Origin of the sequence: Geomonas oryzisoli, from assembly GCF_018986915.1 — a bacterium.
Classification (GTDB): Bacteria; Desulfobacterota; Desulfuromonadia; order Geobacterales; family Geobacteraceae; genus Geomonas; species Geomonas oryzisoli.
On sequence record NZ_CP076723.1, the window covers coordinates 3,550,354 to 3,573,604 of the forward strand.

Sequence of the window (23,251 nt, forward strand, 5' to 3'; positions counted from 1 at the left end):
CGGGGCCTCCTATTTTCTACCCTGGATGCGAACACCTTTCATGAACCCTTCGTAGCTGCGCGTGATCAGGTGCGCCTCGATCTGGGCCAGGGTGTCCATGCCGACACCGACCGCGATCAGCAACGACGTGCCGCCGAAGTAGAAGGGAAGGTTGAACTTCCCGATCAAGATCGAGGGGAGCACACAGACCGCGGAGATGTAAATCGCACCCGCGAAGGTCAGCTTGGTGAGCACCGCGTCGAGGAAGTCGGAGGTCTCTTTGCCGGGACGGATCCCGGGCACGTAACCACCCTGCTTCTTCACGTTGTCGGCGACATCAACCGGGTTGAAAGTCACAGCCGTGTAGAAATAGCAAAAAAAGACGATAAAGGCAACAAATAAAATCTCGTAGAGCAACTTTCCGGGAGCCAGCTGCTTCGATGCCGCCTGCACCCAGGGGATGTCGATGAAGTTGCCGACCGTGGCCGGGAACATGATGATCGACGAGGCGAAGATCGGCGGGATGACCCCGGCCATGTTCACCTTGAGGGGCAGATGCGAGCTCTGCGCACCAACCGTCTTCAGCCCCACCACCCTTTTCGCGTAGTGGATCGGAATCCTGCGCTGGCCGCGCTCCATGAAGACGACGGCAGCGATAACCAGGAACATCACGGCAAGCACCAGCAGCAGCACGAACAGGGAGAGTTCGCCGGTCTTGATGAGACGGAAGCTGTTGCCGATCGCGTTCGGGATGCGGGCCACGATGCCGGCGAAGATGATCAGGGAGATGCCGTTACCGATCCCCTTCTCTGACATCTGCTCACCCAGCCACATGATGAAGGCGGTACCCGCGGTCAGCGTGATAACGGTCATCAGGCGGAAGCTCCAGCCCGGGTTCGGGACCACCAGCTCGCCGGCCGGTCCACGCATCGCCTCGAGGCCGATGGAGATGCCGAAGGACTGCACCACCGACAGCACCACGGTGCCGTAGCGGGTGTACTGGATGATCTTCTTCCTGCCCGCGTCACCCTCTTTGGAGAGTTTCTCGATGGCCGGAACCACCACGGTCAAAAGCTGGAAGATGATGGAGGAGGAGATGTACGGCATGATGCCGAGGGCGAAGACGGTGAGCTTCTCGAGAGCCCCGCCAGAAAACATGTCGAACATACCGAGCAGCGTGCCCTGGGCAGCCTTGAAGAACTGCGAGAGGGCCTGGGCGTCGATGCCCGGAGTAGGGATGTGACACCCTACCCGGTAGACGGCCAGCATGGCCAGCGAAAAGAGAACCTTCTTTTTAAGCTCGGGGATCTTGAAAATGTTCTGGAAGGCTTCTATCAAGACTAGATCTCCTCGATGGAACCACCTGCCGCAGTGACTTTTTCGCGAGCGGAGGCGCTGAATTTGTGAGCCTTGATGGTCAGAGCGCGGGTCAGTTCGCCGGTGCCGAGCACCTTGATGCCGTCGCGTACGCCGGAGATCAGGCCGCTCTTCAGAAGCGCCTCTGCGTCCACCACGCTGCCGGCTTCGAAGATCTCGAGCTGGCACAGGTTCACCAGTGCGTACTCCTTCTTGGAGAGCGGGGTGAAGCCGCGCTTGGGAAGCCTTCTGTGCATCGGCATCTGGCCGCCCTCGAAGCCGGGCTTCACGGAGCCGCCGGAGCGTGCCTTCTGGCCCTTGTGACCCTTGGTAGCGGTCTTGCCGTGGCCGGAGCCCGGGCCCCTACCGATGCGCTTTCTATTCTTGGTCGACCCGATGGCCGGTTTGATGGTATTCAATTGCATGATTGTCACCTTTAGGGGGAATTACTCTTCGACGCGTACCAGGTGGGCGACCTTGGCGATCATCCCACGGACTTCCGGGGTATCCTTCAGGGTCACGGTCTTCTCACGCTTGGTGAGCCCCATGCCGAGCAGGCGGCCCTTCATTTTCTCGCATTGACCGATGGAGCTCTTGACGAGCGTAACCTTCAGTTCAGACATATTCAGCTCCTTAAGTACTATTCGGTGATGCCGCGGCGCGCCATCAGCTCTTCCGCAGTCTTCAGCTGGGAAAGACCTGCAAATGCGGCCTTGACCACGTTGTGCGGGTTGTTGGAGCCCAGGCACTTGGCAAGGATGTTGTGCAGGCCCGCGGACTCGAATACCGCACGGGCAGCACCGCCGGCGATGACGCCGGTACCTGCGGAGGCCGGCATCATGAGCACCTTGCCTGCGCCGAAGTGGCCGAGGATTTCGAACGGGATGGTCTGGCCGGCAACGATGGGAACCCTGATCAGGTTCTTCTTGGCCTGCTCGACGCCCTTGCGGATCGCCTCGGGAACCTCGTTGGCCTTGCCCAGGCCGTAACCTACCACGCCGTTACCGTCGCCAACCACCACGAGTGCGGAGAAGGAGAACCTGCGACCACCCTTGACAACCTTAGCTACGCGGCTGATATGGACGACCCTATCGGTAAGATTCATTTCACTGGCATTGATCTTAAGCAAACTAATTCCTCCTTACCTGCCCTAGAAGGACAGACCGTTTTCGCGTGCGGCTTCAGCCAGAGCTTTGATCCTACCGTGGTAGAGGAAACCGTTACGGTCGAAGACGACCGCTTTGATGTCCTTTTCCAGGGCCTTCTTGGCGATGGCGGCGCCAACCTTGGCGGCTGCCTCGATGTTGCCGGTGTACGAAAGCCCTTCGGCTACCTCGCCCACCAGGGTGGAGGCGGAGGCGAGCGTCGCACCAGTGGTATCGTCGATCAGCTGAGCGTATATGTGACGAGCACTCTTGAAGACGTTCAGTCTCGGGCGTGCCGGCGAACCGGTAATTTTCTTCCTGACCCTGGTCTGTCTCTTAAGACGAGCTACCTGTTTTTGGGCTAAAGAACTCAAGGCACTTCTCCTTAGCAATTGCTATTTTTTGCCGGTTTTGCCGGCTTTTCTGAGGATGGTTTCGTCAGCGTACTTGATACCCTTGCCCTTGTAGGGCTCCGGACCACGGAAATCGCGGATCTTGGCGGCGGTCTGCCCCACCAGCTCCTTGTCGATCCCCAGCACCTTCAGCTTGGTCATCTTGTCGACTTCGACAGTGATCCCGGCCGGAAGCTCGAAGTTGATCGGGTGGGAGTAACCCAGGGCCAGGTTCAGCACGTTGCCCTTCACCTCGGCACGGTAACCGACGCCGTTGATCTCGAGCGCGGTTTCGAAGCCTTTGGAGACACCGGTGACCATGTTGTTGATCAGGGTCCTGGTCAGGCCGTGGGCCGAGCGGGACTTGATGGTATCGTCCTTGCGGGTCACGGTGACCGCGTCGCCGGTCACGTCGATGCTGACGGCGTCGCCCACGAGAGTGCGGGAGAGTTTCCCTTTCGGGCCCTCAACCTTGATCTCCGGCGCGCTGTATATGACTTTCACCCCCGCAGGGATCGCGATGGGAAGTTTTCCTATTCTAGACATGCAAAGCTCCTTAAAGCGAAAATGACTACCAGACCGTGCAAAGGACTTCGCCGCCGATGCCCAGCTCGCGCGCGGTCTTGTCGGTTACCAGCCCCTTCGAAGTCGAGAGGATGGCGACGCCCAGTCCGTTTTTCACCTGCTTGATCTTGTCGGAGTGGACATAGACCCGGCCGCCCGGCTTGCTGATCCTCTTGATCTCGTTGATGACCGGCTCTTTCTCATCGATGAACTTGAGGTATACCCGCAGAATCCCCTGCTTGCTGTCGGCGATGACCTTGAAGTTCTTGATGAACCCTTCGGCGCGCAGCACCGTGGCGAGGCTCACCTTCAGGTTCGACGAAGGGATGTCAACTTTCTGGTGTTTTGCCATACCAGCGTTCCTGATTCTGGTCAGCATGTCGGCAACTGGATCTGTCATGCACATATGAAACTACTCCTCTTTCCTAAATCGGAATCTTTTTACCAACTGGACTTTATTACACCGGGGATCTGGCCGGAGTTAGAGAACTTCCTCAGGCAGATCCTGCACATATCGAATTTCCGGTAGTATGCTCTGGGACGACCGCAGACAGCGCAACGATTGCGCTCGCGCACTTTGTACTTGGCCCTCTGAGCTTTTATGATCATAGATGTCTTAGCCACGGAATTCCTCCAAACCCTTTATTAGTTCCTGAACGGCAGGCCCATGAGCTTGAGAAGCGCCTTGCCCTCAGCGTCGGTCTTTGCCGTGGTCACGATCGTGATGTTGAGTCCCTTGATCTTGTCGACCTTGTCGTAGTCGATCTCGGGGAAGATCAGCTGCTCCTTGATGCCCAGGGAGTAGTTACCCTTGCCGTCGAAGCCCTTGCCGTTGATCCCCTTGAAGTCACGCACGCGCGGCAGCGAAACGCTGATCAGGCGGTCGAGGAACTCGTACATCTTTTCGCGACGAAGCGTGACGGAGCAGCCGATCGGCATGCCCTGGCGCAGCTTGAAGCCCGCGATGGACTTCTTGGCCTTGGTGATCACCGGCTTCTGGCCGGCAATCGCGCCCAGTTCCTCGGCGGCGGAATCCAGGATCTTGACGTTCTGGATCGCCTCGCCAAGACCCATGTTCAGCACGATTTTCACGAGTTTGGGGACTTCCATGATGTTGTTGTAGTTATGGTCCTTCATCAGTTGCGGGACCATCTCTTTATTGTAAAGCTCAGCCAGCCGTGCCATTGAATCCTCCAAAACTATTTGTCAAAGGACTCGCCGCATTTGACACAGCAGCGCGCCTTCTTTCCGTCTTCCAGAACGGTGGTCCTGGTCCTTACCGGCTTGTTGCACTTCCCGCAGAGCAGCATCACGTTGGAGATGTGCACCGGCGCCTCCTTCTCCAGGATGCCCCCCTGCTCGGAACCGCGGGGCTTCACGTGGCGCTTCACCACGTTGATCCCCTCGACGATAACGCCGTCCTTCTTCGGATGGATGGAGAGCACCTTGCCGCTCTTGGAACGATCCTTACCCGTGGTGATAACGACGGTATCGTTTTTCTTTACATGTAATTTTTTGCCCAGCATCTCTATTCTCCAGGATCTAGTCTTAAAGTACCTCGGGGGCGAGGGATATGATCTTCATGAACTTCTTGGCGCGAAGTTCCCTGGCGACCGGTCCGAAGATACGAGTGCCGACCGGCTCCTTGGCGTTGTTGATGACCACGCCGGAGTTGGTGTCGAAACGGATGTAGGAGCCGTCAGGGCGCCCTACAGCCTTGGCGGTACGCACCACGACAGCCTTCACCACGTCGCCCTTCTTCACCTTCGAATTGGGGAGAGCTTCCTTGACGGAAGCGACGATGATGTCGCCAATCCCGGCGTAACGGCGCTTGGAGCCGCCGAGCACCTTAATGCAAAAGAGCTTCTTCGCGCCGGAGTTGTCCGCCACGTCCAATATGGTCTGCATCTGAATCATTGTTTAACTCCCGGCGAGCCCTTAAGCCTTGGACTCGATAATCTGTCTGATCTTCCAGCGCTTGTCCTTGGAAAGCGGACGGGTTTCCACGATAAGAACACGGTCGCCGATCTTGGCGGAGTTATCGATATCGTGCGCCTTGTACTTGGCGGAGCGCTTGATGTATTTGTTGTAGACGGGGTGCTTCACCAGGCGGTCGACCTTTACCACTGCGGTCTTGTCCATCTTGTCAGAGACGACCACGCCGATCTGAGTTTTCCTGTTGCCTCTTTCGCTCATATCTATCTCTTAGCCTCTCTTTTCGCGGAGTATGGTCTTCACGCGGGCGATGTCTTTTTTGAGATTGGCCACCTTGGCGGTGTTCTCGAGACGCCCGGTGTGAAGCTGAAACTTCACGTTGAAGAGTTCCTTGGTAAGCTCGGCGCTCTTGGTCTCAAGCTCTGCTGCCGTCGCGTTTTTAAGTTCGTTAGCCTTCATTGATTTCCGCCCTCGTGATGTACTTGGTGGCTACGGGGAGCTTGTGCGCCGCAAGCCTGAATGCCTCGCGCGCCACTTCCTCGGTGACCCCTTCCATTTCATACAGGACGCGGCCAGGCTTGATGACGCAGACCCACGAGTCCGGGGAGCCTTTCCCCTTACCCATACGAGTCTCGGCGGGTTTCGCGGTGAGCGGCTTGTCGGGGAAGATGCGGATCCAGATCTTGCCGCCCCTCTTGATATAACGGGTCATGGCGATACGAGCAGCCTCGATCTGGCGGGAATCCAGCCAGCCGCACTCGGTAGCCTGCAGACCGAAGTCACCGAAAGCGAGCGATACGCCGCGCTCCGGGGTGCCGGTCATGCGCCCTTTCATCTGTTTTCTATGCTTAACTTTCTTGGGCATTAACATCGCAAAAAACTCCTGTTCCTATTTTTTAGCGGAGAGCACTTCACCCTTGAAGAGGAGCACTTTTACGCCGATGATACCGTAGGTGGTCTTCGCCTCGGCGAAACCGTAGTCGATGTCAGCGCGCAGCGTGTGCAGCGGCACCCGACCTTCGCGATACCATTCGGTCCTCGACATCTCTGCCCCACCCAGACGACCGGAGCAGGTGATCCTGATCCCCTTGGCGCCGAACTTGAGCGTCGAGGTGACGCTCTTCTTCATAGCGCGGCGGAAAGCGATACGGCGCTCGAGCTGCATGGCCACGTTCTCGGCTACCAGCTGTGCGTCCAGCTCCGGCTTCCTGACTTCCTGTATGTTAAGGTAGACCTCTTTGTCGGTGAGCTTGGCCAGCTCCTTCTTCAGAGTCTCAACCTCGGAGCCCTTCTTGCCGATGATCAGGCCCGGACGTGCGGTGAAGATGTTGATCTTCGCCTTGCCCGCAGCGCGCTCGATCTCGATCTTGGAGACGCCGGAATGATACAGCCTTTTCTTAAGGAAATTGCGCAGCTTCAGGTCTTCGTGAAGAAGCTTTGCATAATCTTTCTCTGCGTACCATTTGGAATCCCAGGTTTTGATAACCCCGAGCCTGAAACCTATAGGATTTACTTTCTGACCCAAAACATCACCTCCGACCCGTTCTTATTTCTTTTCCGCAAGGACCACGGTAATGTGGCTCGTCGGTTTTCTGATCTTGCTAGCCCGGCCCATGGCGCGGGGGGTGAAGCGCTTAAGCACTGCGCCGCCGTCGACGAAAATCGTCTTGACGAAGAGCTTGTCCACATCGGAGCAGCCCTTCTGCTCGGCGTTGGCAACGGCCGAGGAAAGGAGCTTCGAGATAAGCTTCGCCGACGGTTGCGGCGAGAAACGCAGGGTGTTAAGCGCAGTCTGAATGCCCTTGCCCCTGACGAGGTCCACGACCAGGCGTGTTTTCCTCGGGGAGAGGCGGACAGAGGATAATTTAGCGGATGATTCCATTACAAAACTCCTTTAGGACCTTACTTCTTCTTGAGCTTGCTCTTCTTGTCAGCAGCGTGGCCGTAGAAGGTTCTGGTAGGTGAGAACTCGCCCATCTTGTGGCCGACCATGTTCTCAGTGACGAACACAGGGATGAACTTCTTGCCGTTGTGCACCGCGAAGGTGAGCCCGATGAAATCCGGGGTGATGGTCGAGCGACGCGACCAGGTCTTGATCACCTTCTTGCTGCCGGCCTGTTCTGCCTGGGCTTTCGCTTCCAGATGTGCGTCAACGAAAGGCCCCTTCTTTATAGATCTTGCCATCTTTTAAAATCCTCTATCCAGATGAGTTATTTGCTGCGCTTCTTCACGATGAAGGCGGTGGACCGCTTGTTGGTGCGCGTCTTGTAGCCCTTGGTGGGGATACCCCACGGGGTTACCGGGTGACGACCACCGGAGGTCCTGCCCTCGCCACCGCCGTGCGGGTGGTCGACCGGGTTCATCGCGACGCCCCTCACGTGCGGGCGGACGCCGAGCCAGCGGGAACGGCCGGCCTTGCCGATGGAGACGTTCTCGTGATCCACGTTGCCCACCTGGCCGATAGTGGCCTTGCAGTCCATGAGGATCATGCGAACTTCCGAAGAAGGAAGCTTCACCTGGGCGTACTTGCCTTCCTTGGACATGAGCTGTGCGAAGGTGCCGGCGGAGCGGGCCAGCTGGGCGCCCTTGCCGATCTTCAGCTCGATGTTGTGGATGATGGTACCCAGCGGGATGCACCTGATGGGGAGCGTGTTGCCCGGCTTGATGTCGGCCTGCTCACTGGAGATAACGGTGTCACCCACTTTCAGGGAGAGCGGAGCCAGGATGTAGCGCTTCTCGCCGTCGGCGTAGTTCAAGAGCGCGATGCGTGCGCTGCGGCACGGGTCGTACTCGATGGTGGCAACCTTGGCCGGGATGTCGGTCTTGTCGCGGCGGAAGTCGATGATCCTGTACTTCTGCTTGTGACCGCCACCGACGTTCCTGGAAGTGACGCGGCCGTTCGAGTTCCTGCCGCCGCTCTTCTTGAGGTTCTCAACAAGAGATTTCTCAGGCTTGCAGGCAGTGATCTCCTCGAAGGTCGAGCAGGTCTGAGCCCTTCTACCCGGAGAAGTAGGTTTGTAAGTTTTGATAGCCATTATCTAAATCCCCACAGAATTTTTATGCTTCGAAGAAGTCGACGTTGGAGCCCTCTTTCAGGGTCACGTACGCTTTCTTCCAGTTGGAACGCTTGCCGATGCCCCTCACGGTGCGCTTGGTCTTACCGGCCACGTTGACGGTGTTAACGGCGGCAACCTGCGCGTTGAAGAGCTGCTCGACGGCGGCCTTGATCTCGATCTTGTTGGCGGCGCCGTTCACCACGAAAGCGATGACGTTCTTGTCGTCCTTCTCTACCGTGGTCTTCTCAGTGATGAGCGGTTTCTTTATGACGTCATAGATGTTCATGACTGTAATGCTCCTTCAACACGACGAACGGCGGCCTCGGTAAAGACGACGCTCTGGTATTTCATGATGTCGAAAATGTTGAGACCTTCGGGACCCAGCACCTTGACGTTTTTCACATTGCGGGCGGAAAGCTCCAAAACAAGATTCGCAGTATCTGTGATAACGAGCGTCTTGTCAAGGTTAAAAGCATTTAGTACCTCGACAAATGCTTTTGTCTTGATGGAAGGAAGCTCAAAGCTATTGAGAACTGTGATCGCCTCTTTCTTATAGAGCATGGAGAGTGCGCTTCTGAGAGCAGCTTTCCTCGCCTTCTTGTTCATGGAGAGGTTGTATGTCTTCGGCTGCGGGCCGAAGGCAACCCCGCCGCCCGGATACTGGGGAGCGCGGCTGCAGCCCTGACGGGCCTGGCCGGTACCCTTCTGCTTGAAGGGCTTCTTGCCGGAACCGGAAACCGCGGCGCGGTTCTTGACGGCGACGGTGCCCTGCCTGCGGTTAGCGAGCTGGATCTTGACGGCCTCGTGGATCAGGTACTCACGTACGTCGTCGTTGAAGACGGCGTCGGAGACTTCGATCTCACCGACCTTTGCTTTTTTGATGTCAAATACGTCTAACTTTGCCATGTCTATCTCCAGCCCCCGTTATCTCGTCGCCTTGACGGAGTCCTTGATCAGGACCACGCCGTTGGCGGAACCGGGGATCGCTCCACCGAGCAGAATCAGATTGTCAGCAGCGTCCACGCGTACAACTTTCAGGCGCTGCACGGTCACCTTCTCGTTACCGAGCTGGCCCGGCATCTTCTTGTTCTTGAAAACCCTGGAGGGGGTTGCAGAGCAGCCGATGGAGCCCGGGGCACGGTGGAAACGGGAGCCGTGGCTCGACCGACCGCCTTTGAAGCCCCAGCGCTTGATAACGCCGGCGAAACCCTTACCGATGGAGGTGCCGGTCACGTCGACCAGGTCGCCCTCTGCGAACACGCCGGCTTCGATCACGTCGCCCACGTTGTAAGCGCTGGTATCGTCCATGCGCAGTTCGCGGTAGGTGGTGAACACGCCCGCGCCGGCGCCTTTGCAGTGGCCTACCTGGGCCGCGTTGGCCTTGGAGGCGTCCTTCGCGCCGAAACCGACCTGGATGGCGCTGTAGCCGTCCTTCTCAACGGTCTTTTTCTGCAGGACGACGCACGGCCCAGCCTCGACGACGGTCACGGCGATACGCCTGCCGTCCTCGGCAAATATCTGGGTCATGCCCAGTTTTTTCCCAATCAATCCCTTATTCATGGTCGACTTCCTATCCTTGTATTAAAGCTTGATCTCGACGTCCACACCGGCGGAGAGGTCGAGTTTCATCAGAGCGTCGACAGTCTGCTGAGTCGGCTCGAGAATGTCGATCAGGCGCTTGTGGGTCCTGATTTCGAACTGCTCGCGCGACTTCTTGTCGACGTGCGGTCCACGCAGCACGCAGTACTTGTTGATGACGGTCGGCAGCGGAATCGGGCCGGCAACGCGTGCGCCGGTCCTCTTAGCGGTGTCGACGATCTCGCCAACGGAAGTATCAAGGAGCTTGTGGTCGTATGCTTTCAAGCGGATTCTAATTTTCTGACTAGGCATCTCTTCCTCGTGATGAAACAAGTTTTTCAGTTTACAGCCGAAGATTTCCGGGAGGGACACTCGTGTGCCCGCCCGGAAACCCGGACCTGAAAACCGTATGTTTTTCTATTTTTACTCGATGATGGAGGCGACGACCCCTGCACCGACGGTACGGCCGCCTTCGCGGATAGCGAAACGCAGACCTTCGTCCATTGCGATCGGGGTGATCAGGTTGACGGTTACCGAGACGTTGTCGCCCGGCATAACCATCTCGACACCGGCTTCGAGGTCAACCACGCCGGTAACGTCGGTGGTCCTGAAGTAGAACTGCGGACGGTAGCCGTTGAAGAACGGGGTGTGACGGCCGCCCTCTTCCTTGGACAGGATGTAGGCTTCGGCTTTGAACTTGGTGTGCGGGGTGATGGAGCCCGGCTTGGCGAGAACCTGGCCACGCTCGATCTCCTCACGCTTCACGCCGCGGAGCAGTGCGCCGATGTTGTCGCCGGCACGCCCCTCGTCGAGGAGCTTACGGAACATCTCGACGCCGGTAACGGTGGTCTTGGTGGTGGCCTTGATGCCGACAACCTCGACCTCCTCGCCGACCTTGATGATGCCGCGCTCGACACGACCGGTAGCGACGGTACCACGACCGGAGATGGAGAACACGTCCTCGACCGGCATCAGGAACGGACGGTCGATGGCGCGCTGCGGCTCCGGGATGTAGGTGTCGACGGCTTCCATCAGCTTCATGATGGCCTGCTCGCCCAGCTCGCCTGCATCGCCCTCGAGGCCTTTCAGAGCGGAACCCTTGATGATCGGGATATCGTCGCCCGGGAAGTCGTAGGAGGAGAGCAGTTCGCGCACTTCCAGCTCGACCAGCTCGAGGAGCTCCTCGTCGTCCACCATGTCGGCCTTGTTCAGGAACACGACGATGTAGGGGACGCCGACCTGACGTGCGAGCAGGATGTGCTCACGGGTCTGCGGCATCGGGCCGTCAGCTGCGGAAACAACCAGGATCGCGCCGTCCATCTGCGCTGCACCGGTGATCATGTTCTTTACGTAGTCGGCGTGGCCCGGGCAGTCGACGTGTGCGTAGTGACGCTTGTCGGTCTCGTACTCGACGTGGGCGGTAGCGATGGTGATACCACGCTCACGCTCTTCCGGGGCGTTGTCGATCTGGTCGAACGCCTTGAACTCAGCCTGGCCTTTGCCTGCGAGCACCTTGGTGATGGCAGCGGTCAGGGTGGTCTTGCCGTGGTCGACGTGGCCGATGGTGCCGATGTTTACATGCGGCTTAGTTCTTTCAAATTTAGCTTTTGCCATTTCGGAATCCTCCTAGTAGGGAAATTGAATTATCTTAGCCTTTGGCCTTCGCAACTATTTCCTCGGCAACCGACTTCGGTACCGGCTCGTAATGATCGAAGGTCATGGAGTAGGTAGCACGACCCTGGGTTGCGGAACGCAGGTCGGTGGAGTAACCGAACATCTGCGCCAGCGGCACCATCGAGTTGACCACCTGCGCGCCTGCGCGCCCTTCCATGCCCATGATGCGGCCACGGCGGGAGTTCAGGTCGCCGATGACGTCGCCCATGTACTCTTCCGGAACCACGACCTCTACCGACATGATCGGCTCGAGAATGATCGGGGCAGCCTTGGCGCAGCCCTCTTTGAAGCCCATGGAACCTGCGATCTTGAACGCCATCTCGGAGGAGTCGACCTCGTGGTAGGAACCGTCGACCAGGGTGACCTTGACGTCGACCACCGGGAAGCCTGCCATGACGCCGTTGTCGAGAGACTCCTTGATGCCCTTGTCGACCGCGGGGATGTACTCGCGGGGAACGACGCCGCCCTTGATGGCGTCGACGAACTCGTAGCCCTTGCCGGCCTCCTGCGGCTCGATCTCGAGCCAGACGTGACCGAACTGACCGCGGCCGCCGGACTGACGTACGAACTTACCTTCAGCCTTGACCTTCTTGGTGATGGTCTCGCGGTAAGCAACCTGCGGCTTGCCGACGTTGGCCTCAACCTTGAACTCGCGGAACAGACGGTCCACGATGATCTCGAGGTGCAGCTCGCCCATGCCGGAGATGATGGTCTGGCCGGTTTCCTCGTCGGTCTTGACGCGGAAGGACGGGTCCTCGGAAGCGAGCTTGCCGAGGGACAGGCCCAGCTTCTCCTGGTCAGCCTTGGTCTTCGGCTCGATGGCGATGGAGATAACCGGCTCGGGGAACTCGATGGACTCGAGGATAACCGCGTGGTTCTCGTCGCACAGGGTGTCGCCGGTGGTGGTGTATTTGAGGCCTACCGCGGCGGCGATGTCGCCGGCGTAGACTTCCTTGATCTCTTCACGCTTGTTGGCGTGCATCTTCAGGATGCGGCCGATCCTCTCGCGCTTGCCCTTGGTGGCGTTGTACACGTAGGAGCCGGACTGGATCACGCCGGAGTAGACACGGAAGAAGCAGAGCTGGCCCACGAACGGGTCGGTCATGATCTTGAAGCCCAGTGCCGAGAACGGCTCGTCGTCGGAAGCATGACGCTCGATGGGAGCCTCGGTGTTGGCGTCGACGCCCTGGATAGCGGGGATGTCGGTCGGGGCCGGCATGTAGTCGAGGACCGCGTCGAGCAGGTGCTGCACGCCCTTGTTCTTGAAGGCGGAGCCGCAGATGACCGGGCAGATTTTGATGTCGAGGGTTGCCTGGCGGATGGCCGCCTTCAGCTCGGCGTTGGAGATCTCCTCGCCACCCAGGTATTTCTCCATCAGCGCGTCGTCGTGCGAGGAGACTTCTTCGATCAGGTACTCGCGGTACTCGTTGGCCTGGTCGACCAAGTCGGCCGGGATGTCGACCACGTCGTACACGGCACCCATGGTCTCGTCGTTGAAGACGATCCCTTTCATCTCGATCAGGTCGACGAGGCCCTTGTAGTTCTCCTCGGAGCCGATCGGGATCTGCAGGGCTACCGGGTTCGCCTTGAGGCGGTCCTTGATCATGGCGATGCCGCGGAAGAAGTCTGCGCCGATACGGTCCATCTTGTTGATGAACGCGATACGCGGAACGCGGTACTTGTCGGCCTGGCGCCAGACGGTCTCGGACTGGGGCTCAACGCCGCCGACCGAGCAGAACACGGCGACAGCGCCGTCAAGAACACGCAGGGAACGCTCGACCTCGATGGTGAAATCGACGTGACCCGGGGTGTCGATGATGTTGATACGGTGGTCTTTCCAGTTGCAGGTGGTAGCTGCGGAGGTGATGGTGATACCACGCTCCTGCTCCTGCTCCATCCAGTCCATAGTAGCGGCGCCGTCATGGACCTCGCCGATCTTGTGGGAAACACCGGTGTAGTAGAGAATACGCTCCGTGGTGGTGGTCTTCCCTGCATCTATGTGAGCCATGATCCCGATATTACGGGTCATTTCCAACGAAACCTGACGTGCCACTTACTGTTCCTCCGAGTTGCTTTCTAAGCCTTAAAGGGTGCCGCCTGAAACTACCAGCGGTAATGGGCGAAGGCGCGGTTGGCCTCTGCCATCTTGTGGGTGTCCTCACGCTTCTTCACCGCGGAGCCGCGGTTGTTGTAGGCGTCAAGGATCTCGCCGGCGAGCTTGTCGGTGACAGTCTTCTCGCTGCGGGCGTTGGAGTACTTCACCAGCCAGCGCATGGCCAGGGACATGCGGCGCTCCGGACGGACTTCGACCGGAACCTGGTAGGTGGAGCCGCCGACCCTGCGGGATTTCACTTCCAGCATCGGCTTGATGTTGTCGAGGCACTTCTTGAGCACCTTGACCGGCTCGTCGCCGGCCTTGCCGGCCGCGATCTCGAGGGCACCGTAGAGAGCTTTCTCGGCGGTGGACTTCTTGCCGTCCAGCATGATTATATTGATCAGCTTGGCAACCACCCTGTCACCGTATTTCGGATCCGGGAGGATCACCCGCTTTGCTACTTCTCTTCTTCTTGGCATGTCTTAACCTCTCACTTAAAATCGGTTACTTGGGTCTTTCTGCACCGTACGGTTACTTGGGCCTCTTCGCACCGTACTTGGAACGGCTCTTCATACGACCCTTGACGCCGACGGAGTCGAGCGTACCGCGGACGATGTGGTAACGAACACCCGGAAGGTCCTTTACCCTGCCGCCCCTGATCAGGACGACGGAGTGTTCCTGGAGGTTGTGACCAACACCCGGAATGTAGGAGGTCACCTCGACGCCGTTGGTAAGCCTAACCCTGGCGACTTTACGAAGCGCGGAGTTCGGTTTCTTCGGGGTTGTGGTGTAAACCCTGGTGCAAACGCCCCTCTTCTGCGGGCAGCTCCTGAGTGCCGGAGCAGTGGATTTTTCACCCTTTGACTCCCGACCATGACGAATAAGCTGATTAATAGTTGGCATACATTCCTCTCACGCGTTTCTTCTCCGCACGCAGACGTACCCCGCGCGCGGAAGCGACGAAAATAGCAACAACGTACGTGCTTGTCAAGTTTTATTTGATAAAAGTGAGACGCCGGCCAGTGAAAGCGAGGAACCCGCTCTCACTGGCCGGATACTGGACTAGGCTTCTTCTTCGTAGATCTCTTCATCTTCCGGTTCAACTGGCTCCGGAATGATTACTGGCTCCTCAGCAACCATGCGCAGGTTGCGGTAAAGAGCCAATCCCGTACCCGCCGGGATCAGGCGGCCCATGATCACGTTTTCTTTCAGACCACGCAGACTGTCGACCTTACCTTCAATTGATGCCTGTGTCAAGACTTTTGTTGTTTCCTGGAAGGAAGCAGCAGAAATAAATGACTCAGTCGAGAGCGATGCCTTGGTTATGCCAAGGAGCAGGGACTCTGCAGTGGCAGGACGCCCGCCTTTGTCCATCGCTTTCTCGTTCTCTTCCTCAAAGACCCAACGCTCGATCTGATCGTCGATCAGCAGGTTGGTATCGCCCACATCCTTCACCCTGACGCGGCGCAGCATCTGACGCACGATGGTCTCGATGTGCTTGTCGTTGATCTTGACGCCCTGGAGACGGTAAACCTCCTGGACCTCGTCGACCAGGTACTTGGCCAGTTCTTTCTGACCCAGTACGCGCAGGATGTCGTGCGGGTTGGAGGAGCCGTCCATGAGCGCCTCGCCGGCGCGGACATGGTCCCCTTCGTGTACGCTGATGTGCTTCCCTTTGGGGATGAGGTATTCCTTCGGCTCGCCCACTTCCGGGGTGACGATGACTTTCCTTTTGCCCTTGGCATCCTTGCCGAAGGCGACCACACCGTCGATCTCGGTGATGACCGCGAAGTCTTTCGGCTTCCTGGCCTCGAAGAGCTCGGCGACGCGCGGCAGACCACCGGTGATGTCCTTGGTCTTGGTGGTTTCGCGCGGGATCTTGGCGATCACGTCACCCGCGGCGACCACGGTGTCTTCCATCACGTTGATGTTGGAGCCCACCGGCAGGTAGTAGCGCGCCATGCTCTCGCCGATCTTGGCGGTCTTGCCGGACTCGTCCTTGATGGTGATGCGCGGACGCTTGTCGGCGTCGCGGGTTTCGATGATGACCTTCCTGGAGAGGCCGGTGACTTCGTCGACCTGCTCCTCCATGGTGACGCCCTCGATGACATCCCCGAACTTGATGCGGCCGGAGATCTCGGTGAGGATCGGCATGGTGTACGGGTCCCACTCTGCCAGCGACTGCCCCTGGGTGACCTTCTCTTCCGGGCTCACCTTGATCTTGGCGCCATAGACGATGCCGTACTTCTCGCGCTCGCGCCCGGTCTCGTCCACGATGGCCAGCTCACCGTTACGGTTCATAACGATGTGGTGCCCCTCGGAGTTGGTTACGTAGTGCAGGTTGATGAACTTGGCGTAGCCCTCGTTCCTGGCATCCATGGAGGTCTGCTCGGCGCGACGGGATGCGGTACCACCGATGTGGAAGGTACGCATGGTCAGCTGGGTGCCCGGCTCGCCGATAGACTGGGCGGCGATGACACCGACCGCTTCGCCGCGGTTCACCAGGTGACCGCGCGCCAGGTCACGACCGTAGCACTTGGCGCAGATGCCGCGACGGCTCTCGCAGGTGAGCACCGAACGGATCTTGACCTTCTCGAGACCTGCCGCCTCGATCTTGGAGACCAGGGTCTCGTCGATCTCCTGATTGGCAGGTACCAGCACGTCGCCGGTGACCGGGTCGAGGATGTCGTCCAGGGCCACACGGCCGAGGATACGGTCGCCGATGTGCTCGATGACCTCGCCACCCTCGGTGAGGGAGGAGACAGTCAGGCCGTCGATGGTGCCGCAATCCTCCTCGGTGATGATGGCGTCCTGGGCGACGTCGACCAGACGGCGGGTGAGGTAACCGGAGTTCGCCGTCTTGAGCGCGGTATCGGCCAGACCTTTACGTGCACCGTGGGTGGAGATGAAGTACTGGAGCACGGTGAGGCCTTCGCGGAAGTTCGCGGTGATCGGGGTCTCGATGATCTCGCCGGACGGCTTGGCCATGAGTCCCCTCATCCCGGCCAGCTGGCGGATCTGCTGGGCACTACCCCTCGCACCGGAGTCGGCCATCATGTGGATCGCGTTGAAGGACGGCACCTTCACTTCCTTCCCTTCCGGGTCGGTGATGGTATCGCGGGAGAGGTTGTCCAGCATCTCTTTCGCGATGTCCTCTGTCGATTTCGCCCAGATGTCGATGACCTTGTTGTAACGCTCGCCGTCGGTGATGAGACCCTCGGTGTACTGGTTCTGGATCTCCTGCACCTCTTCGGTGGCGCGGTTGATGATGGCGGGCTTCCCTTCCGGGATGACCATGTCGTTGATGGAGATGGAGATACCCGCCTTCGCCGCGTAGCGGAAGCCGATGGACTTCAGCTTGTCGGCGAGGATGACGGTCTCCTTGTTGCCGGCCAGACGGTAGCAGGTGTCGACCAGGTTCGAGAGCTCCTTCTTGGTCATTACCTTGTTGACCGCCGAGAACGGCACCAGGTCGGGCAGGATCTCGCGCAGCAGCACGCGCCCGACCGTCGTTTCGATGATGGCCGGTTTCTCGTCGCTGACGAGGTTCTTCATCCTTACCTTGATGCGGGCCTGGAGGTGCACCTCTGCTGCGTCCCAGGCGATGGAGACCTCATCAGGGGAGGCGAATACCTTCCCGTCGCCCTGCGCGAAGTGCTTCTCGCGGGTCATGTAGTAGATGCCGAGGACCATGTCCTGGCTCGGCACGATGATCGGCTTGCCGTGCGCCGGCGACAGGATGTTGTTGGTCGACATCATGAGAACGCGCGCCTCCACCTGGCTCTCAATGGAGAGGGGGAGGTGGACTGCCATCTGGTCACCGTCGAAGTCGGCGTTGAAGGCGGTGCAGACCAGCGGGTGGAGCTGGATCGCCTTGCCCTCGATGAGCACCGGCTCGAAGGCCTGGATGCCGAGGCGGTGCAGGGTCGGTGCGCGGTTCAAGAGAACCGGGTGCTCCTTGATGACCTCCTCGAGCACGTCCCAGACTTCCGGCTTCTCCTTCTCCACCATCTTCTTCGCGCTCTTGATGGTGGTGACGAAACCGCGCTCCTCGAGCTTGTTGTAGATGAACGGCTTGAAGAGCTCGAGGGCCATTTTCTTCGGCAGACCGCACTGGTGCAGGCGAAGCTCAGGACCGACGACGATAACGGAACGGCCGGAGTAGTCGACACGCTTACCGAGAAGGTTCTGGCGGAAGCGGCCCGACTTGCCTTTGAGCATGTCGGAGAGCGACTTGAGCGGACGCTTGTTGGGGCCGGCGATAGCGCGGCCGCGGCGGCCGTTGTCGAACAGCGCGTCGACCGCCTCCTGCAGCATGCGCTTCTCGTTCCTGATGATGACCTCGGGGGCCTGCAGTTCCATCAGGCGCTTCAAGCGGTTGTTACGGTTGATGACGCGACGGTACAGGTCGTTGAGGTCGCTCGTAGCGAAGCGGCCGCCGTCCAGCGGTACCAGCGGGCGCAGTTCCGGCGGCAGCACCGGGATGCACTCGAGGATCATCCACTCCGGCTTGTTGCCCGAGTTTTTGAAGGCCTCGATGACCTTGAGGCGCTTGGCGGTCTTCTTGCGCTTGGCCTCGGAGGTTGCCTCCTGCATCTCGACACGGAGCTGCTCGGAGAGCTGGTCCAGGTCCATGGAGGTCAGGCAGGTGCGGATTGCGGCCGCGCCCATGCCGGCCTCGAAGCCGTAGTTGTACTCCTCGAGCGCCTTCTGGTACTGGTCCTCGGAGAGCACGGTGCCGAACGGCATGCCGGTTTCCTTCGGGTCGGTCACCACGTAGGCCTCGAAGTAGAGCACCTTCTCGAGGTCCTTCAGGGTGATGTCCATCAGGTTGCCGATACGGGACGGCAGGGACTTGAGGAACCAGATGTGCGCCACCGGGGTGGCCAGGTCGATGTGACCCAGGCGCTCGCGGCGCACCTTGGACGGGATGACCTCGACGCCGCACTTCTCGCAGACGATGCCGCGGTGCTTCATGCGCTTGTATTTGCCGCAGTTGCACTCGTAGTCCTTGGTCGGTCCGAAGATCTTGGCGCAGAAGAGGCCATCGCGCTCCGGTTTGAAGGTGCGGTAGTTGATGGTTTCCGGCTTCTTCACTTCCCCGAAGGAACGCTCGCGGATCTTGTCCGGCGAGGAGATCGAGATCTTGATGGACGAGAAGTGGAGCGGATCTTTCGGCTTATCGAAAAAATTGAAAATATCTTCCAAAGTATTTTCCTCCTTGGCGGTAGGAGTTACGTTATCTGTTTCAAGCTGCGTCGGACGGTCGGACTGTCGGACTCGGACCGGTCGGACTAGTCAGACTAGTCGGACCGGTCCGACAGACAAACCTAGTCCTCTTCGGTCTCCAGCAGTTCCACGTCGAGACCAAGGGACTGCAGTTCCTTGATGAGGACGTTGAACGACTCGGGCAGACCCGGCTCCAGGGTGTGCTTCCCTTTGACGATGGCCTCGTACATCCTGGTGCGGCCGGCGACGTCGTCGGACTTGACGGTGAGGAACTCCTGCAGCGCGTATGCGGCGCCGTAGGCCTCCATCGCCCAGACCTCCATCTCCCCGAGTCGCTGGCCACCGAACTGCGCCTTGCCGCCCAGCGGCTGCTGGGTGACCAGGGAGTAGGGACCGATGCTCCTGGCGTGGATCTTGTCATCGACCAGGTGGTGCAGCTTCAGGAAGTACATGATGCCGACGGTGACCTGGTGCATGAACTTGTCGCCGCTCTTGCCGTCGTACAGGGTGACCTGGCCGGTGGTGCTGAAGCCGGCGTGGGTCAGCATCGACTGGATCGACTCCTCGCTCGCCCCCTCGAAGACCGGCGACGACATCGGGATGCCGCGCTTGAGGCGCCGCGCCACGTTGAGAAGCTCCTCCCCTTCCAGGGTGTCGAGGAAGCGGTCCATTTCCGGGTTGTCGTAGACGCCCTTCAGGAACCTCTTGATCTCATCGTGCGGAGTGTTCTTCTCGAGGAACTCCTCGATCTTCCAGCCAAGGCCTTTGGCGCCCCAGCCGAGGTGCATCTCGAGGATCTGCCCCACGTTCATACGGGAAGGTACGCCCAGCGGGTTCAGCACGATCTCGACCGGACGACCGTCTTCCATGTACGGCATGTCCTCTTCCGGAAGGATCCTGGAAACGACACCCTTGTTACCGTGACGGCCTGCCATCTTGTCGCCCACCTGGAGCTTACGCTTGATGGCGATGTAGACCTTGACCATCTTGATGACGCCCGGCGGCAGGTCGTCGCCGCGACGCAGTTTCTGCACCTTGTCGTCGAAGACGTACTTGATGATGTCGATCTGCTGGTTCAGTGTGGACAGGGTCTGGGCCACTTTCTCGTCGATGGTGTCGTCATCGGCGATGGAGATCTCGTCCCAGCGGTCCATGGAGAACGACTTCAGCATCTCCTCGGTGATGACTGCCCCTTTCGGGATCAGCACCTTGCCGTCGGTACCCTCTATCTTCACGGCGGCGGTCTTGCCCACCAGGAGTTTTTTCAGCTTGCCGATGGCCGAGTCGCGGATGATGCGGATCTCGTCCTGCTCGTCCTTCCTGAGGCGCTGTTCTTCGGCCTTCTCGATGATCTCGGTACGGGCGTCCTTGTCGGCACCCTTCCTGGAGAAGATCTTGGCGCCGATGACGGTGCCCTCGACCCCCGGCGGCACGCGCAGCGAGGTGTCGCGTACGTCGCCGGCCTTCTCGCCGAAGATGGCGCGCAGCAGCTTCTCTTCCGGGGAGAGCTGGGTCTCGCCCTTCGGAGTGATCTTACCGACCAGGATGTCGCCCGGACGAACCTCGGCGCCGATCCTGATGATGCCCGACTCGTCGAGGTCCTTGAGGGTCTCCTCGCCGAGGTTCGGGATGTCGGAGGTGATCTCTTCCTTGCCGAGCTTGGTGTCGCGGGCCACGGCCTCGAACTCCTCGATGTGGATCGAGGTGTAGCGGTCGTCTTTTACCAGGCGCTCCGAGATGAGGATGGAGTCCTCGTAGTTGTAGCCGCCCCACGGCATGAACGCGATCAGCACGTTCTGGCCCAGGGCCAGCTCGCCCATGTCGGTGGAGGGGCCGTCGGCGATGATGTCGCCGGCCTTGACATGGTCGCCCACCTTCACCACCGGCCTCTGGTTGATGCAGGTGTTCTGGTTGGAACGGGCGAACTTGATCAGGTTGTAGATGTCGACACCGGTGCCGGTAGCGTCGTACTGGTCCTCATCGATCTTGACGACGATGCGGGAGGCATCGACGCTCTCGACCACGCCGTTGTGGCGGGCGACCGAGGAAACACCCGAGTCGCGGGCCACGACGCGCTCCATGCCGGTACCAACCAGCGGGGAGTCGGCGCGCAAGAGAGGTACCGCCTGACGCTGCATGTTGGAGCCCATGAGTGCGCGGTTCGCGTCGTCGTTCTCGAGGAACGGGATCAGCGATGCCGCGACCGAGACCAGCTGCATCGGGGCGACGTCCATGAGCTCCAGCTCGTCGCGGCCGACCAGCACGAACTCGCCGGACTTCCTGGCGGAGATGTAGTCGGCCATAAAGCGGCCGGTCTCATCCATCTCGGCGTTGGCCTGGGCGATGGCGTGGCCTTCCTCCTCCAGCGCGGAGAAGAAGCGGACCTCGTCGGTCACCCTCCCCTCTTTCACCACGCGGTACGGCGTCTCGACGAAGCCGTGCTCGTTGATGCGTGCGTAGGTGGAGAGCGACGCGATCAGACCGATGTTCGGACCCTCCGGGGTCTCGATCGGGCAGACGCGGCCGTAGTGAGTCGGGTGTACGTCGCGAACCTCGAAGCCCGCGCGCTCGCGGGTAAGACCACCCGGTCCAAGAGCCGAGAGACGACGCTTGTGCGTGACCTCGGAGAGCGGGTTGGTCTGGTCCATGAACTGCGACAGCTGCGAGGAACCGAAGAACTCCTTGACCACGGCCGAAACCGGCTTGGAGTTGATCAGGTCGTGCGGCATCAGGTTCTCGACTTCCTGGAGGCTCATGCGCTCCTTGATGGCGCGCTCCATCCTCACCAGGCCGATGCGGTACTGGTTCTCGAGGAGCTCACCCACGGCGCGCACGCGGCGGTTGCCCAGGTGGTCGATGTCGTCGATGTTGCCCTTGCCGTTTTTCAGCTCGATCAGGTAACGCACCACCTCGAGGATGTCCTCGCGGGTGAGCGTCATGCAGTCAAGCGGCACGTCCACGCCCAGCTTGTAGTTGAGCTTTAAGCGGCCGACGGCGGAGAGGTCGTAGCGCTCCGCGTTGAAGAACAGGTTCTCGAACAGAACCAGCGCGCTCTTCAGGGTCGGCGGATCGCCCGGACGCAAACGACGGTAGATCTCGATCAGCGCCTCGTCGGTGGAGCCGATCTTGTCGATCAGGATGGTGTCGCGGAAGCTGGAGGTGACGTGCAGGTTGTCGATGAAGAGGACCTGGAAGGAGGTGATCCCCTTCTGGGTCATTTCCTCGAGCTTGGCCTGGGTGATCTCCTCGTTGCACTCGACCACGATCTCGCCGGTAGCGGGGTCGTAGATGTCGTGGGAAGCGACCTTGCCGACCACTTCCTCCTCGGAGATCGGGATCTCCTTGATGCCGTGCTCGGCCATCTTGCGCAACGCCGCCTTGGTGAACTTGCGGTTCGCCTTGAGGATGACCTCTGCGGTGCCCGGGTCCACGATGTCAGCGGTGGCCTTCTGGTTGGACAAAAGTTCCGCGTCCACGAGCTTCGTCATGGCGCCGTTGTCGCCGACCTTCACTTCCTCGGACTTGTAGAAGTAGTTGATCAGCGCGTCGTTGGAGTAGCCAAGGGCCTTGAGGAGCACGGTGGCCGGCATCTTGCGACGCCTGTCTATGCGAACATAAAGGATGTCTTTATGGTCAAATTCAAAGTCAAGCCACGAACCGCGGTACGGGATCACGCGGGCCGAGTAGAGCACCTTGCCACTGGAGTGGGTCTTGCCCTTGTCGTGGTCGTAGAACACGCCCGGCGAGCGGTGCAGCTGGCTCACGATAACGCGCTCGGTGCCGTTTATGATAAAGGTCCCGTTGTCGGTCATCAGCGGGATTTCGCCGAAATAAACCTCCTGCTCCTTGATGTCGCGGATCGATCTGGTACCGGGGTCCTTCGCCACATCCCACACAACCAGCCGTACCTTCACCTTCATCGGCGCGGCAAAGGTCATCCCCCTCTGGTGGCACTCTTCCACGTCGTACTTCGGCGCGCCCAGCGAATACGAAACGTACTCAAGCGAGGCGGTGTCGCTGAAGTCCCTGATCGGGAACACGCTGCGGAACACGGCTTCCAGGCCGGAGTTCTTGCGTGCGTCTACGGGAGTGTCGAGCTGGAGGAATCTCTTGTAGGAATTTTTCTGGATGTCGATGAGGTTCGGTATGTCGATGATCTTGTGGATCTTGGCGAAGTTCTTGCGCAACAGGGGGTTATTCGCGATTGAATAAGCCATATCTTCTCCTTGTGGTGAACGCCTTGGAAGA

Annotated in this window: 28 protein-coding genes; all 28 read right to left on the reverse strand. The window is 59.5% G+C overall.

Going from position 1 to position 23,251, the window contains the following annotated elements; all coding sequences use genetic code 11:
* Positions 1-9: 9 nt before the first annotated feature.
* Positions 10-1,317, reverse strand: a complete 1,308-nt coding sequence (secY, locus tag KP004_RS15495; RefSeq protein ID WP_216799375.1) for a preprotein translocase subunit SecY — start codon at positions 1,315-1,317, stop codon at positions 10-12.
* Positions 1,318-1,319: 2 nt separating this feature from the next.
* The gene (gene rplO, locus KP004_RS15500) at positions 1,320-1,760 is read right to left on the reverse strand and encodes a 50S ribosomal protein L15 (protein WP_183350994.1); all 441 of its coding nucleotides are present in this window, start codon (positions 1,758-1,760) and stop codon (positions 1,320-1,322) included.
* A 21-nt stretch (positions 1,761-1,781) separates the two neighbouring features.
* A complete protein-coding gene (rpmD, locus tag KP004_RS15505; protein WP_183350992.1) occupies positions 1,782-1,958 on the reverse strand; it encodes a 50S ribosomal protein L30 in 177 nt (58 codons plus the stop codon).
* Between the two features lie 17 nt (positions 1,959-1,975).
* Positions 1,976-2,464 (reverse strand): 30S ribosomal protein S5, encoded by a 489-nt coding sequence (gene rpsE / locus KP004_RS15510; RefSeq protein WP_183350990.1) that lies wholly within the window; start codon positions 2,462-2,464, stop codon positions 1,976-1,978.
* 21 nt (positions 2,465-2,485) lie between these two features.
* Positions 2,486-2,854: a 50S ribosomal protein L18 gene (gene rplR / locus KP004_RS15515; protein ID WP_183350988.1), complete on the reverse strand. Its 369-nt coding sequence runs from the start codon at positions 2,852-2,854 to the stop codon at positions 2,486-2,488.
* 21 nt (positions 2,855-2,875) lie between these two features.
* Positions 2,876-3,418, reverse strand: a complete 543-nt coding sequence (gene rplF, locus KP004_RS15520; RefSeq protein ID WP_216799376.1) for a 50S ribosomal protein L6 — start codon at positions 3,416-3,418, stop codon at positions 2,876-2,878.
* 25 nt (positions 3,419-3,443) lie between these two features.
* Positions 3,444-3,842 (reverse strand): 30S ribosomal protein S8, encoded by a 399-nt coding sequence (gene rpsH, locus KP004_RS15525; protein WP_183350984.1) that lies wholly within the window; start codon positions 3,840-3,842, stop codon positions 3,444-3,446.
* A 35-nt stretch (positions 3,843-3,877) separates the two neighbouring features.
* Entirely contained in the window at positions 3,878-4,060 is a 183-nt protein-coding gene (locus KP004_RS15530) for a type Z 30S ribosomal protein S14 (RefSeq protein WP_183350982.1), read from the reverse strand.
* 21 nt (positions 4,061-4,081) lie between these two features.
* The gene (rplE, locus tag KP004_RS15535) at positions 4,082-4,621 is read right to left on the reverse strand and encodes a 50S ribosomal protein L5 (protein ID WP_183350980.1); all 540 of its coding nucleotides are present in this window, start codon (positions 4,619-4,621) and stop codon (positions 4,082-4,084) included.
* A 14-nt stretch (positions 4,622-4,635) separates the two neighbouring features.
* Positions 4,636-4,962 (reverse strand): 50S ribosomal protein L24, encoded by a 327-nt coding sequence (rplX, locus tag KP004_RS15540; RefSeq protein ID WP_183350978.1) that lies wholly within the window; start codon positions 4,960-4,962, stop codon positions 4,636-4,638.
* A 22-nt stretch (positions 4,963-4,984) separates the two neighbouring features.
* Positions 4,985-5,353: a 50S ribosomal protein L14 gene (rplN, locus tag KP004_RS15545; protein ID WP_129128535.1), complete on the reverse strand. Its 369-nt coding sequence runs from the start codon at positions 5,351-5,353 to the stop codon at positions 4,985-4,987.
* A gap of 21 nt (positions 5,354-5,374) precedes the next feature.
* Positions 5,375-5,632, reverse strand: a complete 258-nt coding sequence (rpsQ, locus tag KP004_RS15550) for a 30S ribosomal protein S17 (protein ID WP_183350975.1) — start codon at positions 5,630-5,632, stop codon at positions 5,375-5,377.
* Between the two features lie 9 nt (positions 5,633-5,641).
* Positions 5,642-5,830, reverse strand: a complete 189-nt coding sequence (rpmC, locus tag KP004_RS15555; protein ID WP_216799377.1) for a 50S ribosomal protein L29 — start codon at positions 5,828-5,830, stop codon at positions 5,642-5,644.
* A complete protein-coding gene (rplP, locus tag KP004_RS15560) occupies positions 5,820-6,242 on the reverse strand; it encodes a 50S ribosomal protein L16 (RefSeq protein ID WP_183350971.1) in 423 nt (140 codons plus the stop codon). The genes rpmC and rplP overlap by 11 nt, the downstream gene beginning before the upstream one ends.
* Before the next feature lie 18 nt (positions 6,243-6,260).
* On the reverse strand, positions 6,261-6,896 hold the full coding sequence (gene rpsC / locus KP004_RS15565) for a 30S ribosomal protein S3 (RefSeq protein ID WP_012529372.1): 636 nt from the start codon (positions 6,894-6,896) through the stop codon (positions 6,261-6,263).
* A 21-nt stretch (positions 6,897-6,917) separates the two neighbouring features.
* Positions 6,918-7,253 carry a 50S ribosomal protein L22 gene (gene rplV / locus KP004_RS15570; protein ID WP_012529371.1) on the reverse strand — a complete coding sequence of 112 codons (336 nt, stop codon included), beginning with the start codon at positions 7,251-7,253 and terminating at the stop codon, positions 6,918-6,920.
* A gap of 20 nt (positions 7,254-7,273) precedes the next feature.
* Positions 7,274-7,555, reverse strand: a complete 282-nt coding sequence (gene rpsS, locus KP004_RS15575) for a 30S ribosomal protein S19 (protein WP_129128539.1) — start codon at positions 7,553-7,555, stop codon at positions 7,274-7,276.
* 26 nt (positions 7,556-7,581) lie between these two features.
* Positions 7,582-8,406, reverse strand: a complete 825-nt coding sequence (gene rplB / locus KP004_RS15580) for a 50S ribosomal protein L2 (RefSeq protein ID WP_183350969.1) — start codon at positions 8,404-8,406, stop codon at positions 7,582-7,584.
* 22 nt (positions 8,407-8,428) lie between these two features.
* Positions 8,429-8,713, reverse strand: coding sequence for a 50S ribosomal protein L23 (locus KP004_RS15585; protein ID WP_129128541.1), 285 nt, complete (start codon positions 8,711-8,713; stop codon positions 8,429-8,431).
* On the reverse strand, positions 8,710-9,333 hold the full coding sequence (gene rplD, locus KP004_RS15590) for a 50S ribosomal protein L4 (RefSeq protein WP_199390452.1): 624 nt from the start codon (positions 9,331-9,333) through the stop codon (positions 8,710-8,712). The genes KP004_RS15585 and rplD overlap by 4 nt, the downstream gene beginning before the upstream one ends.
* Positions 9,334-9,351: 18 nt before the next feature.
* A complete protein-coding gene (gene rplC / locus KP004_RS15595; protein ID WP_183350963.1) occupies positions 9,352-9,987 on the reverse strand; it encodes a 50S ribosomal protein L3 in 636 nt (211 codons plus the stop codon).
* A gap of 21 nt (positions 9,988-10,008) precedes the next feature.
* Positions 10,009-10,317, reverse strand: coding sequence for a 30S ribosomal protein S10 (gene rpsJ / locus KP004_RS15600; protein WP_012529365.1), 309 nt, complete (start codon positions 10,315-10,317; stop codon positions 10,009-10,011).
* A gap of 111 nt (positions 10,318-10,428) precedes the next feature.
* The gene (tuf, locus tag KP004_RS15605; RefSeq protein WP_216799378.1) at positions 10,429-11,619 is read right to left on the reverse strand and encodes an elongation factor Tu; all 1,191 of its coding nucleotides are present in this window, start codon (positions 11,617-11,619) and stop codon (positions 10,429-10,431) included.
* Between the two features lie 34 nt (positions 11,620-11,653).
* A complete protein-coding gene (gene fusA, locus KP004_RS15610) occupies positions 11,654-13,732 on the reverse strand; it encodes an elongation factor G (protein WP_216799379.1) in 2,079 nt (692 codons plus the stop codon).
* A gap of 50 nt (positions 13,733-13,782) precedes the next feature.
* The gene (gene rpsG, locus KP004_RS15615; protein WP_129128342.1) at positions 13,783-14,253 is read right to left on the reverse strand and encodes a 30S ribosomal protein S7; all 471 of its coding nucleotides are present in this window, start codon (positions 14,251-14,253) and stop codon (positions 13,783-13,785) included.
* Between the two features lie 52 nt (positions 14,254-14,305).
* Entirely contained in the window at positions 14,306-14,677 is a 372-nt protein-coding gene (gene rpsL, locus KP004_RS15620; RefSeq protein ID WP_015719175.1) for a 30S ribosomal protein S12, read from the reverse strand.
* 159 nt (positions 14,678-14,836) lie between these two features.
* Positions 14,837-18,982, reverse strand: coding sequence for a DNA-directed RNA polymerase subunit beta' (gene rpoC, locus KP004_RS15625; RefSeq protein ID WP_216799380.1), 4,146 nt, complete (start codon positions 18,980-18,982; stop codon positions 14,837-14,839).
* A 122-nt stretch (positions 18,983-19,104) separates the two neighbouring features.
* Positions 19,105-23,220, reverse strand: coding sequence for a DNA-directed RNA polymerase subunit beta (gene rpoB / locus KP004_RS15630; RefSeq protein ID WP_216799381.1), 4,116 nt, complete (start codon positions 23,218-23,220; stop codon positions 19,105-19,107).
* Positions 23,221-23,251: the final 31 nt, after the last annotated feature.